This window comes from Vreelandella arctica, from assembly GCF_037070215.1.
Taxonomy (GTDB): domain Bacteria; phylum Pseudomonadota; class Gammaproteobacteria; order Pseudomonadales; family Halomonadaceae; genus Vreelandella; species Vreelandella arctica.
Window position 1 is genome coordinate 13079 of the sequence record NZ_JBANSN010000019.1, and the last position, 14025, is coordinate 27103.

Below are 14025 nucleotides of genomic sequence, written 5' to 3' on the forward strand. Positions count from 1 at the left end.
ACAGGTATGCTTGAAAACGCCCTTAAAGATATGTTGATCAATGTCACCTCGTTTGCCGTATGCGACATTCGCCGTGACTGGCCGCTACAGGCTCCCCCACTAGGAACGGTATCGCTTCATTATATATTGCGTGGAAACGGCAGTATGGTGGGCCAAAATCATCAGCGGACGCCTTTGAACGCCGGTAGCTTAGTTATATGCCCGCCCCACTATGCCCTCACCATCGACGAGGTTACGGGGGAGCCGTTTGGCGTTAATCAATGTATACCCGTTGGCCAGTCGCCCCCTTGGATGCGTACCCATACCGATACCACATTGCCAGGCGTCCTCATTTTGTGTGGCTTGCTGGAAGTCGATTCACTGACCGGCGGTTCTCCCTTTGATCGTTTGCACGCTCCGGTACGCCTTGAAAACTCTAATGCTCATATCCAGCATCTTTTTCACCAATTATTTCAAGAATTAGAATCTCCAAAGCTTGGCACCACCGCCATGCTGGAAGCATTGATGAAACAATGTTTTATTTGGCTGCTGCGTGAAATTCAAGAAAATGCACCTCAACATCCATGGCTATTAACCTTGGAAGCGCCGGAACTACATAATGCTATTGAGGCAATGACACAATATAGGGGGCAACGATTGAATATTGATCAACTCGCTGAGCGTTGCCATATGAGCCGCACTGTCTTTATTGAGCGTTTTAAACGGGCTTTTGGGATGCCACCACATCGATTTTCAATCGAACTACGTCTTCGTTACGCTGCACGTCTTTTAAACACCACCTCATTACCAACACAACGTATTGCCGAGCGCTGCGGCTATCTGAGCCGTAGTCAATTCAGCGCTGCTTTTAAAACAAAATTTGGTGATGATCCAGAAACCTATCGCAAAAAGCTTCGTCCTCCTGAGCGTCATGATCAATCGCTCTAGACCTTCTCGTTTGAGCAGCACTTTAGCGCCTTCCCCATGTGAGTATAAGCATTAGGGGTGAACTCACGTCAGTGCATGAAATGCCATGACACGCATCGCCGATGATATTGATGGAAACTAACGTGCTTGTTCTTCTGATCCACTGATCCCTTCGTGCAAGGACTCAATGAGCGGGCAGGTGATATTGCCTTGTTGGGCGTGGCACCGGTCGACCATTTTCCCAAGCGCCTTCTCGATTTTCTCCAGCCTTTCGATCTTCTCTCGCACGTCCCGCAACTTGTGCTCGGCCAAAGCACTGGCTTCCTGGCAGTGGGCGCCGTCTTCGAGCCGGAGCAGGTCGCTGATCTCGTCGAGACTGAAGCCCAACTGCTGCGCCGTTTTCACGAACGTCAATCGGTCGATATCGGCATCACCATAGCGCCGGATACCACCCGGCGGGCGCTGGGGTTCCGGTATTAGCCCTCGCCGCTGGTAATAGCGGATTGTCTCGATATGAACCTTGGCTGCCCTGGCCAGACCACCAATGGTCAGTGAATTTGCGTCATTCAACATCTGCCTTGACTCCGTAGCCGACTACGGAAGTAACCTTATCTCAATACGGAGCCGAATGCCCGACCTCCACTCGCTTAAAAGGAGAACGTCTGTTGAAAAACCCAACGACCCTGCTGCGCGCGAGCGTAATTGGAACCGTCCTGGTGGCTTTGTGCTGCTTCACCCCAATCCTGGTGATCCTGCTGGGCGCTGTGGGCCTAGCAGCCCTGACGGGGTATCTCGACTACGTGTTGCTTCCAGCCCTGGCCGTATTCATCGGCTTGACCGTCTATGCCCTATGGCGCAAAAAACAATTCGACGCCTACCGTAAGAATGCCTCTACAGATTCAAGGAGTTGTCCTGATGAGTGATAACAACCTGCATATTGCCGTCATCGGCACCGGCGGCGCGGCCATGGCGGCCGCTTTGAAAGCCGCGGAGCGTGGCGCCCGCATTATCTTGGTCGAGCGTGGCACCATCGGCGGCACCTGCGTCAATATCGGCTGCGTACCCTCGAAGATCATGATCCGCGCCGCGCATATTGCGCACCTGCGCAAGGAGAGCCCCTTTGACGAGGGGGTAAGCGCTCAGCCCCCCGTGGTGAACCGGATGAAACTGGTTCAGCAGCAGCATGCACGTGTCGAAGAACTTCGTAATAACAAGTACGAAAGCATACTGCGAGACCACTCAGCCATCACGATCCTGAAAGGTGAAGCCCGGTTTGTCGATGCCCATAATCTGACAGTCAGACTGAACGACGGCGGTGGGCAGACTGTTCACTTCGACCGCGCCTTTATTGGCACCGGCGCCCGCCCTTCAGAGCCGCCGATACCGGGGCTGGCCGATACGCCGTATCTGACCTCCACCAGTGCGTTGGTACTGGATACAGTACCCGAACGGTTGATTGTGATCGGTGCCGGTTTCGTTGCCCTGGAGTTAGCTCAGGCCTTCGCTAGGCTGGGCAGCGAGGTCACTGTATTGGCCCGCAGCCGATTGTTGTCCAGTGAAGACCCCGCCATTGGTGACGCCATAGAGGCAGCGTTCGAGCGTGAGGGCATTAAAGTTCTCAGGCAGACCCGGGCCCGCCGCGTGGACTATAGCGACAATGAGTTCGTCGTCGACACCAATGCCGGCACCTTGCGGGGGGATCAACTACTGGTGGCGACCGGCAGGACACCCAATACCGACGACCTAAACCTGGCGGGCATCGGCGTGGAAACCTCGCATGGTGCGATTCAGGTGGATGAGCATCTGCAAACCACCATTCCCGGTATCTATGCCGCCGGTGACTGCACCGATCAGCCGCAGTTTGTCTATGTCGCCGCTGCCGGGGGCAGTCGGGCTGCCGTTAACATGACGGGAGGCGAGGCCACTCTGGATCTCAGTGCTATGCCGGGGGTGATGTTTACCGACCCACAGGTGGCCACCGCTGGTCTGACGGAAACCGAGGCACTTGAGCAAGGCTTCAGCGTTGATACCCGTATGCTGGAACTTGAGAACGTGCCTCGCGCGCTGGTCAACTTCGACACCCATGGCTTTATCAAGATGGTCGCCGAGCGCGATTCCGGGCGCTTGCTGGGCGTGCAGGCGGTAGCCGCGGAAGCCGGAGAACTAATCCAGACGGCGGTGATGGCGCTAAGAGCAGATATGACGGTAGAGGACATCGGCAATGAACTGTTTCCCTACCTGACGATGGTGGAAGGCCTCAAACTCTGCGCGCAAACGTTCAACCAGAATGTAAAGCAGCTTTCTTGCTGTGCGGGATAAACAAAACACCTGCTGAGCATAACGCGACCACAAAAGTAACTTATTTATTCAACTGACGGCGCTGATGATAACCCCTTGAGGCACTCGCCTACTTGAGAACTTGGCATAGGCCTTGCTAGCAGAAATCCTTGAAACTCGTTTACCCCAAGCGCTTTAAGCAGCGCATGTTCTTCTTCCCGCTCAACGCCTTCAGCCAACACGGTCATTCCCATGGCATGACCCAGCGTGACAACGGCACGACAGATTGCCTGGTTATAGGGTTTATCGGGCAAGTCAGTGATAAATTCTCTATCGAGCTTAAGCCGCTGGGCGGGTAAATCGCGTAGGTAGGCCAACGATGTATGGCCTGTGCCAAAGTCATCCAACGCAATATCAATGCCGATCTCGCGTAGCCGTTGTAACTGCTGACGGCCTTGACTGATATTTTCCATCAGGCTGCTTTCGGTCACTTCTATTTCCAGGTCATGGGCGGGCAGCTTATAGCGCGCCAAAAGCGTCTCTATCAGCTCAGGCAGCTCGGGATCATGAATATGCTCGGCCCCCAGATTGACCGCTACGCGCAGAGGATAACCGCTTTGCCGCCACTTGGCCGCTTGAGCACAGGCGTGGGTTAGCGCTAACCGACCAATGGGCACAATCAAACCGCTTTCCTCCGCCAGAGGAATAAACTCGCCTGGCGATACCATGCTGCCATCAGGTTGCGGCCAGCGGATAAGTGCCTCGGCGCCGACGGCTACACCGTGCGCATCGAACTGGAGTTGGTAATGCATCAATAGGACGTCGTTTTGGATGGCGTCTTTTAAGGCGCTCAAGCGTTGATGGCGTTGGTGCAAGTGCGTGTTCAGCTCATGAACAAAAAAGCGGTAGCGCTGAAGACTCTGTCGCGCTTGATGGGCAGCCAAATGGGCATGACGTAACAACTCTCGCGCATCTTCTCCGTCTTGCGGGCCTAAGGAGATGCCCACCACTATTTGGCATTCAATACGCTCACCACCAACATCAAGGGGCTCCGCTAGGTGACTAAGCCATCGCTCAACATCTGCTGCCAAATGTGAAAGCGAACCCACATGCGGCAAGAGCACTGCAAAGGTATCACCATCCAAACGAGCCGGTGTGGCTGCCTCATTCACCTGCTGGCGTAAACGTTCTGCCAGGGCGATGAGCACCTGATCACCGCCCTGATGGCCCAGCAAGCTGTTTACCAGGCGAAAGTTTTCCAGATCCAGCACAATCAGGGCGAACCCGCGTTTGTGGTCTGCACTGCGATAAACTTGATCCACACGGTCGTACAGCACGTGCCGATTGATTAAACCGGTCAGTTCGTCGAACTGATTACGCTGCTCTAACGCCTGCTCATAGGCTTTGCGGTCAGTAATGTCAGTGCCGTAAAGATTGACGTAGTTGGCGTCAACCAGCGGGTTGAGCGTCAGTAACAGCCAGCGCTGTTCCAGGTAGCACTCTTCTTCAACGAGCTCTCCGCTTTTTAGCGCGCTATCGACACGCGCTTGCCAGTCCGAGGGAACTCGCAATTGCCGGGGGGTGTCATCGTTTGGCGCATCGCAATGCCAGTGATCGAGCAGCGGACGGGCCGCACTATTGGCGTAAAGCAACTCTCCTCGATGGTCGATGCGCAGCACCGGTTGACGATTCTCTTCGGGAAACCGGGCAAGGCTTGCCACAAGCGCCTGGGCTTCGCGGCGCTCGGCGATTTCCTGGCGTAGCCGACGGTTGGCGTCCTGCAGCGCCTGGGAGCAGTAGGCCATGTGCCGAGAGAGATTGAACCAGTTACGCAACGCCATTTTGGGCTCCCGATGCGGGAAGCGAAGGGGCTAATTCCGGCAGCGCGGGCACAACAGGATGGGCGACGCGACTGAGTTCCAGGGCAAGCTGGTGGTTGCTGGCTGAACGCTCAATCGCTTTTTGCGTGTCTTCCAGTACCTGCTCCAGGTCACGTATGACACCTCGGGTTGCCTCCACCTGTCGCATCGCATGACCGGCGGCCTCATCAGCGGCGCCGGTGGCATGGTCAATCCCCGTCGCCACCGTCGCTACGCCGCGCTGGCCGGCCTGGCTTTCGGCTTCGAGCGCTTCGATTTGCGCCTGCAGCGCCTGCATCTTTTGTTTAACGTCGATGGTGGTGCCGGAAAGCGCATCCAGCCGCTGATGGATATCATTAGCCGCCTTGGCCGCGCTGTCTGCAAGCTTATTGACTTCCATCGCCACAACGGCAAAACCACGTCCGGCTTCCCCCGCTCTGGCGGCTTCCACGCGCGCATTAACAGCAAGCAAGTTAGTTTGGGTGGCTATGTGCTGAATACTGGCCGCCATGCCTTGAATATCCTCAAACTGCTGGCTGAACGTAGCCACCGCGTCAGCCGTTTGCTGAGTGAGCGCACGGCCTGCCGACATGCCATCGGCAACATGCTGAATGCGTGAGTTAACATCGGCGGCGTCATGATTAGCCTGGCGTAGTGTTTTACAGCTCTGTTCGGCTGTCACTTGCAGGTGCTCGGCGTCTTTTCCCGCCTGGCGGCTGTGAGAGAGTACCTGTTCGATAAATGCATGGCGCTTTTGAGAGGCCTGATTCACCGCATAGGCGTTATGGCCAATTTTGTCAGCAAGTACGGCTATGTTATCAAAACGTTCAACGTACCTTTGGCTGGTGCGGCCAAAGTGCTGCTTGGCGCCAGTGGCACCCAGCCATGACACGCAGAACGGCACTAACATGGTTAAGGCAAATTGCCAGAAACTGAAACCGCTTAACGCCCACAGCGCCTCAAATTGATTGATCACGGTCAGCAGAGGCCCAATGATCAGTGCCGTTTTCAAGGCCCGTGGCCATAGCGGTGGATGGCTATCGCTTAGGGCTTCGCGATAGCCAGAATGATGTGCGTCTGCTGATGACATAATTTCCCCTTGCCGTGCCTTTAAGCGCTAAACCGAGATTTGGAATGATCGTTCCCAATAGTCTACGACGGTTACCATTTTTTGTATTTATTTTTAACTTCAACGCATGTTACCAGCATCAACGGCAAGGAAATAAAAGCGTCACAACGGCTCGATAAGGCATCAATACAAAAAATCGTGACTGCACTGTAAGGCAATCGTTTCAGCTACCACAAAAGCTCGTCATCAACTCAGATCATTTTTATGCACACCCACGCTGGATGTGTGTGTTGCTCAGCAGCGACTGGGGAAGCTTTACCTCGGGAGGTGCCGCCCTCCCTGATGACAGGGGGTTAACGCATATTGCCAGTGAACTGGGCGCTCATAAACGCGCATCGCCAACAACGTAACCAACAACTAAGGATCATTCGAATGAAGGCATTAACGCTGCTATTCCTGCGCATCTCACTATCGGGTCTGATGTTATTCTGGGGCGCCAACAAGCTCCTCAACACAGAAGGTAGCGCGGCAATCAGCGAAAAATACTACCTGTCGTTCATGTCCGCAGAGGCGCTTCTGTACCTTTTCGGCGTGGTACAGATCGTGATCGGTTTATTGGTTCTGGTGGGGCTGATGCGCCGCTGGGTACTTCCCCTACAGGTGGCGATTAACGGAGCCTCTCTTGTTGCCGTTTTTCCCTCAATCATTGACCCTCTGGGCTGGTACCTGGAGGGCACCAACTTGCTGTTCTACCCTTCGCTGATTATCTTTGCGGGTAGTCTGCTATTAATCGCGTTTCAGCGGGAAGACTCTTTTTCGATTGACGCTTCTAGAGTTAAGAAACCTAAAGCATGGGAGGCTCGCAAAATGTGTTCACGCGACCCGCACCCAAATTAAGCGTTTATATGATACGCCTTCATGACAAGGCAGGGTCATGAAGGCGTTATACTCAGCCTTAGCCGCTAAGAGGTATCAAGCAATTAGCAACCGCTTTAAGTTGAAGGCATCTGCGTTATCATTTGATAAATATTCATGCTCGCTGCTTCCGATTCACCCTCCTTCGGTGCTTGAGTAAGTGCAGATAACGCGACTATTTGATCATCAGGCTGGTCGAATAGCACCTGTAGACGGTTATCATTCAGCTCAGCCAAACTGCCTTCAGACGCCGACAACTCCAAACGCAGCATCGCTTTCAATGAATCAACGCCTACCTTATCGCTATCAACCGTTTTAAAGACCTGCACATAGGCATCGCCCTCTCCACTAACGCCCACTTTAACGGGCTGGTCGATAATATTGACCTGCGTACCACTGGGCACGTTATCAAATATGGAGGCAATATCCTCTGGATACATGCGTATGCAGCCCCGGCTAGCGCGCATGCCAATACCATCGGACTGATTGGTGCCATGAATTAAGTAGCCAGGAATATCCAATAAAATCGCATGCTCACCTAACGGATTGTCAGGGCCGGGAGGCACCACCGCCGGTGCAGGGTCTCCCCGCTCAGCGGCTTCCTGGCGCATAGAGCGTGGCGGGTACCATGCTGGATTCTCTAAACGAATCGTTGTTTTGGTAATACCCAGCGGTGTGTTGAAGCCTTCACGGCCAATCCCAATGGGGTAGGTTTCCACCCGTGGCGTTTCACCGGGCTTGATCTCCGGGTAGTAATATAGCCTCAGCTCAGCGACGTTAATCACAATCCCCTTACGCGCTTCGTTAGGCAAAATATGGCGCCGTGGAATGGTAACGGCCGTTCCCTTACCTGGCACCCACACACTGACCTCAGGGTTCGCAGACAGAATCTCTTCGTAGCCCACCTTGTGCACACGAGCAATATCAATAAGCGTATCTTCTTGGCTAGCTATCACCTGGTAATCTTGACCGATCATATTGCTCTTTTCAGGGATAGAGTAATGGTTGTTGTCAGGCACCTCCTGCTCATCGCCATAAACCAATAAAGGCCATACTGACGAGCTAACAGCGGCCATACTGCAGACAGCGAGAACGCTCTTTTTTAAAAACATACGGCGTGTACTGGTGGGGTTCATTAAATTCATTATTAGGCTCCTTTAACGCTAGTAACAGGCTGGGAACGTGACCACAGGATCAAGGCAGCGCCACCTAATAACATGGGCAGTGTCAGCAAATGACCCATGGTGACCCAATCAAAGGCGATGAACCCAATATGGGCATCGGGCATGCGCACGAACTCCACCGCGAAGCGGAATACGCCATAGCCGAATAGGAAAGCCCCCGATAATAAGCCTCTTTGGCGTGGACGGCGTGACAGCCAAAAAAGCACCACAAACAGCACGCCCCCTTCCAGGAACATCTCATATAGCGCTGAAGGATGACGTGGCTCAGGCCCTACCTGTGTGAAGATCAAGGCCCAAGGCACATCGGTGATACGGCCAGGAAGCTCTTGATTAATAAAGTTACCCAACCGACCCGCGCCTAAACCAATAGGGGCTAGAGGAGCAATAAAATCCGCGATATCCATAAAAGCGATGCGTTTTTTACGTGCGAAGAAGAGCGTTGCAGCGACAACGCCTAGCAAACCACCGTGGAAGCTCATGCCTCCGTCCCAGACCTGCAAGACCCACAATGGATTGATCAACCACTGCTCCATGCCATAGAAAAGTGCGTAGCCCAACCGACCGCCAACAATCACGCCGACAGCGCTATAAAACATCAGGTCACTGATGTCATCTTTACTGAGGCCTAGGTAGTCTGCACGCCAGCGCCCTAGCCCCCACGCAGACAAGAAGCCCACCACATACATTAATCCATACCAATGAATCACCAGTGGCCCAAGTGCCACGGCTACGGGGTCAATCGCCGGATAGTCCATTGCTTTCTCCGTTTTTCTAACAGGCATACCTTGGTTTCACGGGATATCCCCATGAACGCTAAGCGGTATGAAAGAGCGTTTAAGGTGCTAGAAAGACAAGAAAAAGCGGGGAGGTTTTTCTAATTGCTCAGGAAGGGATTGCGGGTAAGGCACCTTCATCAACCCTTGTGGGGAAGGCGTTAGAACAGGGCCTGACATCGCGCAGGCACTCGCAGGTGCAAAGGGGGAACAAGAGGCGTCGGTATGCTCGGCGGCTTGCTCTAACGCAGAGAGAGATAGGCAATGAGCGTCAGCAACACTAGACACTGACACAGGCGTATCGACTAAGCAGCTTCCTTTAGCGATGCTGCTCACACTGGCGCCTGACAGCATGACGATGACCACCATTATCATGGCAGCCAGTTGATTAGTAAGTCCGTTACGCATTTTTCGCCATGTCAGCCAACCTTCGATGTCCTTCTGCCAATGTACTTCAACCTTATGAGCAAACGCTTTTTATCACAAAAAGAACAGTCAGTCCAAAAGGCGACTTTCGGCAGTACGCTGAAGGTCGCCCTGGTTTTTTTCTCAGGCCCTATCTATTGCAGTGGCCGTCTACCCCTCCTGCAAAGCGTTGCTGTGCGTTAACCACATAAGCAGCCAAGGCCGCTAACTCATCCGAGTCCCAAGGAAGTGGGTCCGCCGCCATGGGCGCTACCATACACAGTTGAACCATTTCGTCTGCATGTACGGTGTCCATACCAAACATATTGGTGCCCATGGCTACCGGATGAGGGTATGGCTGATTGAACGTTGCCTGATAGCCTTGTTGGCCATCGCTACCGTGGCAACTAGCGCATGAGAGTCCGTTCGTACTGAGCGAGGTGTCATTGTACAGGGCTTCACCGCGCTCAATGAGTGTTTTGGGGTTGTCGCCGTTTTCATCGTAACCGGGTACGTAACCTTCGGGCCGGGACACTAATTGCGTGCGTTCATTAGGCTGTACATCACCCTCTGATGCTCCTTCTCCTTCTGCTTCTGCTTCTGCTTCTGCTTCAGCGCTAGCCTCGCCTGCAGGTTGCGCCTCTGCCTCTGAGTGATTACTTGCCAGTATTAGTCCACTCGTAGCCGATTGATCGTTGGCGAATACATTTTGCTCATTGGCCGAAACGCCCAGCGCGACGCCACCTGCCACCAGCACCAAGACGGGTGCGCTGTAACGAATTTGGCGACGAAGTTTATCCAGCAAATCACTGCGTTTTTGTTTAGTTAGCGACATGGTGCCCACCTCTCGAAATCAGCCTTATTATGCAGAGTCGCGACTTTTCCGGTCTCAACCCCCCCTCACCTGCTTGGTTGTTTTATACACAACACCTAGTTAGTGAGCGGACGCATAGCTTCCTTACAAGCTTTGATCACGTTGAGGGAGAATTACTCGAGTTCCTCCAGCGCAGCTGATAGACATCGAATACATCTATCAATATCGGTTTCACGATCACTAAGCAAGGCGGGGAAAATAACGAATAGAGGGATGTTGTGACACAAGAAAGCCACTTTTTACTAAAAGTAACTATTTAAAGTTTTTTAGAAAAAAGTGATCGGTACGAAATAAGCGACTTTTAGAAAAACTAAAAGCCGCTTGGTCTCTGTTTACATATTGCAATGTCGATCTGTGCCATCTGGAAAGCGCTGACCCGCATTGACCTTGTATGCTATCAGGGCTGCTGCAGAGAACTGATTATTGGCCGGAGGATTAACCACGTGTGCCATGTGACAGGATACCAACATTAACGTTGTTATACTCTGGCTGTGCAACCTTCTGAGACATGATCTTATCCCCACCAACTCTAACGCGATCACGATGCATGCTTTCCCTTGTGCCGCCCAGTGCAGGGTTGCCAGCCTTGAGGGTAATGCGGTAGTGAGTACCTTGGCTCTCAACGATTTGACTATCTTCCGCCTCAGTACGGTACTGCTGATTACCTTCGCGTGTGCCACCATGGGTGGGGCCGCCAGTGTTAAAGCTAGCCTGGTTTAACATAGTTGCGTTATTGGCAAATACTAGCGGGCTCGTAGCCATGCCCATGCAAAGACCAATAAGGCATACTTTTTTGGTTAGATTATTAAATAACATGACTATCTCCTCATTTTAAATTTCATCCGCTTTAATGATAAAACGTCACGGTGACGTTATTCCTAAGCAGCTTTTTATCTCACACTAGTCTGTGCCTCGAGACACAAAATCATTACACTTTTTGATAAAAAATAGGCCTCATTATAAAATGGACAATTTAGAAGTGCCTTTTAAACGTTCACGACATCAGCGAGGCAAAATTATCGCCAACCGCATTAAATACACTACGGCCACGGACTATCTGATCTTCTTTGAAGCTAGGCACTACGTTAAGAGATAGAGGGCCTACTGGGATATTTTTCACTTTGAGGGTGAATCACTTGGTTTCCGCCAGTGCAGCTGACGAGCATCGAACCCATTCATCAATCTCGGTTTCACGATTTCAAAGTAAGGCGACAAATCAAAGTCACGCGGGGTAAATAACGAATAGTGGCGTTGGGTCAGAAGAAGATCACTTGTTCCTAACGCATCAGCGCTAGTGGCTAGCGTATCGTTCTCGATAGGCAATATAGGGTAATAAATCGATTGAAAGGCCTGGGCGATAAGTGTCGAGCATATTGCTCGCGTGGGATCACCGCTTCCTAGCGTCAAAAAGTGCTTCCGCCAGTGCTGCGGCACGGGAGGCAAAGGAAAAAAATAGCGAGCTAAATCAATGATATTGTGTAAATCATATCGGTACCCAAGACGGCTACCGGCAAACTGAATTAACGCCTCCACCTCACTCCCCCGTAGACCAACAGGCCGACATATACGTAAATGACAGCCGTTAAATTCACTCAGTCCAATCAAGCGAACTCCCTCTGCCACATCGGCTTCGATAAAACATTCCCCTCCTTGAGCACCCAAACGGCGGGCATGTTCGCCCCCCACGTATAACGCTGCATGAGACCAGGACGACTGCGTTAAATATTTAATCACAACACTGAAACGCGACGAGCCTTCTACCAACAAAACATCACCGGGCTTCAAAAGCGTGGCGATGTGGTTCTCAGTCGGCCCCGCGCTCATCTGTTCATGTCGAGGGCACGACAACCAACAACTCATCATATAGCCAATTCTCTGTAGCACGCTTTTCATATCACCCACCGTCATACCCAGTGCTGGTACTGGTTGGTGCTTTACATAGCACTATCTTTACAGTGCGATAATTGAAACAGAATGCTCGGCAACACCACCTCTTTGCCTTGAGCAGACACCAAATCACTCATTTCGGCTATTTTGAGCATTCCCATTGTCAATTATGAACCAATTGTTCCATAATCATTTAGGCAGATTGACGACACAGCACAACGATCATTTTTTGATCAGAGGGAGTTTGAAATGACTGATTTTCCATTACATACCGCTGAGAGCGCACCTAAAGAGGCTCAAGCGAACCTTCAAGCCGCTGAAAAAAAGATGGGTTTTCTGCCTAATCTCTTTGCCAAAATGGCGGAAGCACCGACGCTGCTCGAGGCCTATCTAACGCTTGACGGTATTTATGCCAAAACCAGCCTAAGCCCTGTGGAACAGCAAGCGGCCTTGCTCGCCATTAGCGCTGATAACCACTGCGAATTCTGCGTGGCAGCTCATACCGGAGGAATTAAGAAAGCCGGTGCCGATGATGAAATCATCAAAGATTTACGCGCACGCAACACTCCTAACGATGCCAAGCTTGCCGCTGTGACGCGCTTTGCCCGACATTTGAACGCACAGCGCGGTTGGGCTGAGCAAACCGAACTAGACGCTTTTCTTGAGGCTGGCTTTACTCAGCAACAGGTGCTTGAGCTGGTAATCGCCTGCGCACTGAAAACACTTTCCAACTACACAAACCATGTTGCGGGTACACCGCTTAATGAAGAGCTTAAGCCATTAGCTTGGGAAGCTCCTGCGTCATAACGCATGTTTACCTGTGGCCGCCTGGCTGGCGGCCACACACTACTTTTATTCGGAGACAGTTATGATTGACGTTATGGTTGCTTACCCTAATTCTGATGCCCTCGCTTTTGATGATAGATATTACATAGAGAAGCACGCCACACTGGTCAATAACTTATTGAGCGAGCATGGGTTACGCTATCTTCGCGTACACCGCCGCCTCGACCCTCAATCCCCTTACCACTTGGTCGCACATCTGGGGTTTGACTCAGCTCAGAGTTTTGAATCAGCGTTTGCCACTGTAGGTGAACAGTTGCTTGCCGACATTGCTAATTTCACCAATGTTGAGCCCGTGCTGCAGGTGAATGAAGTGATCGACACTCCTGCTTAGGTCGATATACACCTATGAATGGATATTGTTGCTACCCAATTTTACCCGTGAGGATTCTGCCGTGACGTCCGCCAAGCAATCGACTGAAGAGCACATTGCTATGCTGCGGCCCAAGCTTGTCGCCTTCGCGCGCTTGCAGTTACGCGATAGCGCCGCCGCTGAAGATACAGTGCAGGATACGCTGGTCACCGCGTTAGAGAAGCACCAGAGCTTTTCAGGGCGCTCAGCGTTTGAAACGTGGGTAATCGGCATTTTAAAAAATAAAATCCTTGAGCGCTTCCGTTATGAGCGGCGCTACCTCTCTTGGCAAGACGATGAGCTAAGTGATGAGGACTCGTTTGAAAACCTGTTTAAAGAGAACGGGCGCTGGCAAGCTGCCAGCAAACCTACCCCTTGGGGCGAACCCGACCAGGTACTCGAAAACGCGGCGTTTTGGCGCTTACTCGACACCTGCTTAATGGTGTTACCAGATAACACTGCGCAGGTTTTTACCATGCGTGAATTAATGGGACTGACCACACAAGAGATCTGTGAAGCATTAACGCTTAGCGATGCGAACTGTTGGGTGATATTGCACCGCGCCCGTTTGCGGCTGCGTGGATGTATTGAAAAAGGCTGGTTAACTTAATGAAGAAAAATCGTAAAACGCCCTCTCCCCGACACAAGAAGACATCAATTAATCCTGCTAAAAAAAGGTCG

Annotated in this window: 16 protein-coding genes; 7 read left to right on the forward strand and 9 right to left on the reverse strand. The window is 52.1% G+C overall.

The features are described 5' to 3' along the window. Window positions 1-6 precede the first annotated feature (6 nt). The gene (locus V8L70_RS15635) at window positions 7-927 is read left to right on the forward strand and encodes a helix-turn-helix domain-containing protein (RefSeq protein ID WP_336270084.1); all 921 of its coding nucleotides are present in this window, start codon (window positions 7-9) and stop codon (window positions 925-927) included. Between the two features lie 117 nt (window positions 928-1044). Here the strand turns inward: V8L70_RS15635 and merR are convergent, their stop codons facing one another. Beyond that, a complete protein-coding gene (merR, locus tag V8L70_RS15640) occupies window positions 1045-1479 on the reverse strand; it encodes a mercury resistance transcriptional regulator MerR (RefSeq protein ID WP_336270086.1) in 435 nt (144 codons plus the stop codon). Between the two features lie 92 nt (window positions 1480-1571). On the opposite strand from merR, the gene merF reads away from it, so the two are divergent. Next, window positions 1572-1829, forward strand: a complete 258-nt coding sequence (gene merF, locus V8L70_RS15645) for a mercury resistance system transport protein MerF (RefSeq protein WP_336270087.1) — start codon at window positions 1572-1574, stop codon at window positions 1827-1829. Continuing rightward, a complete protein-coding gene (gene merA, locus V8L70_RS15650; protein ID WP_336270088.1) occupies window positions 1822-3225 on the forward strand; it encodes a mercury(II) reductase in 1404 nt (467 codons plus the stop codon). Before merF ends, merA begins: the two co-directional genes overlap by 8 nt. 44 nt (window positions 3226-3269) lie before the next feature. Here merA and V8L70_RS15655 read toward each other — a convergent pair whose 3' ends face one another. Both V8L70_RS15655 and V8L70_RS15660 read right to left on the reverse strand, forming a co-directional pair. Then, a complete protein-coding gene (locus V8L70_RS15655) occupies window positions 3270-5024 on the reverse strand; it encodes a putative bifunctional diguanylate cyclase/phosphodiesterase (protein WP_336270090.1) in 1755 nt (584 codons plus the stop codon). Beyond that, a complete protein-coding gene (locus tag V8L70_RS15660; protein ID WP_336270091.1) occupies window positions 5011-6132 on the reverse strand; it encodes a methyl-accepting chemotaxis protein in 1122 nt (373 codons plus the stop codon). Before V8L70_RS15660 ends, V8L70_RS15655 begins: the two co-directional genes overlap by 14 nt. 411 nt (window positions 6133-6543) lie before the next feature. Here V8L70_RS15660 and V8L70_RS15665 point away from each other — a divergent pair, with 411 nt between their 5' ends. Beyond that, the gene (locus V8L70_RS15665) at window positions 6544-7008 is read left to right on the forward strand and encodes a DoxX family protein (RefSeq protein WP_336270092.1); all 465 of its coding nucleotides are present in this window, start codon (window positions 6544-6546) and stop codon (window positions 7006-7008) included. A 95-nt stretch (window positions 7009-7103) separates the two neighbouring features. Here the strand turns inward: V8L70_RS15665 and V8L70_RS15670 are convergent, their stop codons facing one another. The 6 genes from V8L70_RS15670 to V8L70_RS15695 form a co-directional block, all read right to left on the reverse strand. Continuing rightward, entirely contained in the window at window positions 7104-8174 is a 1071-nt protein-coding gene (locus V8L70_RS15670; RefSeq protein ID WP_336270132.1) for a L,D-transpeptidase family protein, read from the reverse strand. Beyond that, on the reverse strand, window positions 8174-8965 hold the full coding sequence (gene lgt, locus V8L70_RS15675; protein WP_336270093.1) for a prolipoprotein diacylglyceryl transferase: 792 nt from the start codon (window positions 8963-8965) through the stop codon (window positions 8174-8176). Before lgt ends, V8L70_RS15670 begins: the two co-directional genes overlap by 1 nt. A gap of 87 nt (window positions 8966-9052) precedes the next feature. After that, complete coding sequence (locus V8L70_RS15680) at window positions 9053-9391, reverse strand: hypothetical protein (protein ID WP_336270095.1); 339 nt, start codon at window positions 9389-9391, stop codon at window positions 9053-9055. A gap of 148 nt (window positions 9392-9539) precedes the next feature. Next, on the reverse strand, window positions 9540-10223 hold the full coding sequence (locus tag V8L70_RS15685; protein ID WP_336270097.1) for a c-type cytochrome: 684 nt from the start codon (window positions 10221-10223) through the stop codon (window positions 9540-9542). A 474-nt stretch (window positions 10224-10697) separates the two neighbouring features. Next, window positions 10698-11078: a hypothetical protein gene (locus tag V8L70_RS15690; RefSeq protein WP_336270098.1), complete on the reverse strand. Its 381-nt coding sequence runs from the start codon at window positions 11076-11078 to the stop codon at window positions 10698-10700. Between the two features lie 300 nt (window positions 11079-11378). After that, window positions 11379-12155, reverse strand: coding sequence for a YiiX/YebB-like N1pC/P60 family cysteine hydrolase (locus tag V8L70_RS15695; protein WP_336270099.1), 777 nt, complete (start codon window positions 12153-12155; stop codon window positions 11379-11381). 243 nt (window positions 12156-12398) lie between these two features. On the opposite strand from V8L70_RS15695, the gene V8L70_RS15700 reads away from it, so the two are divergent. The 3 genes from V8L70_RS15700 (at window position 12399) to V8L70_RS15710 (ending at window position 13954) form a co-directional block, all read left to right on the forward strand. Further along, window positions 12399-12956: a carboxymuconolactone decarboxylase family protein gene (locus tag V8L70_RS15700; RefSeq protein WP_336270100.1), complete on the forward strand. Its 558-nt coding sequence runs from the start codon at window positions 12399-12401 to the stop codon at window positions 12954-12956. A gap of 61 nt (window positions 12957-13017) precedes the next feature. Continuing rightward, the gene (locus tag V8L70_RS15705; protein WP_336270101.1) at window positions 13018-13326 is read left to right on the forward strand and encodes an EthD family reductase; all 309 of its coding nucleotides are present in this window, start codon (window positions 13018-13020) and stop codon (window positions 13324-13326) included. Window positions 13327-13387: 61 nt separating this feature from the next. Beyond that, on the forward strand, window positions 13388-13954 hold the full coding sequence (locus V8L70_RS15710; protein WP_336270102.1) for a sigma-70 family RNA polymerase sigma factor: 567 nt from the start codon (window positions 13388-13390) through the stop codon (window positions 13952-13954). The last annotated feature ends 71 nt before the right edge of the window (window positions 13955-14025 follow it).

Coding starts and splice junctions, on each gene's coding strand:
- V8L70_RS15635 (WP_336270084.1), top strand. CDS start 7: ATGCTTGAAAACGCCCTTAAAGATATGTTGATCAATGTCACCTCGTTT.
- merR (WP_336270086.1), bottom strand. CDS start 1,479: ATGTTGAATGACGCAAATTCACTGACCATTGGTGGTCTGGCCAGGGCA.
- merA (WP_336270088.1), top strand. CDS start 1,822: ATGAGTGATAACAACCTGCATATTGCCGTCATCGGCACCGGCGGCGCG.
- V8L70_RS15655 (WP_336270090.1), bottom strand. CDS start 5,024: ATGGCGTTGCGTAACTGGTTCAATCTCTCTCGGCACATGGCCTACTGC.
- V8L70_RS15660 (WP_336270091.1), bottom strand. CDS start 6,132: ATGTCATCAGCAGACGCACATCATTCTGGCTATCGCGAAGCCCTAAGC.
- V8L70_RS15665 (WP_336270092.1), top strand. CDS start 6,544: ATGAAGGCATTAACGCTGCTATTCCTGCGCATCTCACTATCGGGTCTG.
- lgt (WP_336270093.1), bottom strand. CDS start 8,965: ATGGACTATCCGGCGATTGACCCCGTAGCCGTGGCACTTGGGCCACTG.
- V8L70_RS15680 (WP_336270095.1), bottom strand. CDS start 9,391: ATGCGTAACGGACTTACTAATCAACTGGCTGCCATGATAATGGTGGTC.
- V8L70_RS15685 (WP_336270097.1), bottom strand. CDS start 10,223: ATGTCGCTAACTAAACAAAAACGCAGTGATTTGCTGGATAAACTTCGT.
- V8L70_RS15690 (WP_336270098.1), bottom strand. CDS start 11,078: ATGTTATTTAATAATCTAACCAAAAAAGTATGCCTTATTGGTCTTTGC.
- V8L70_RS15695 (WP_336270099.1), bottom strand. CDS start 12,155: ATGAAAAGCGTGCTACAGAGAATTGGCTATATGATGAGTTGTTGGTTG.
- V8L70_RS15700 (WP_336270100.1), top strand. CDS start 12,399: ATGACTGATTTTCCATTACATACCGCTGAGAGCGCACCTAAAGAGGCT.
- V8L70_RS15705 (WP_336270101.1), top strand. CDS start 13,018: ATGATTGACGTTATGGTTGCTTACCCTAATTCTGATGCCCTCGCTTTT.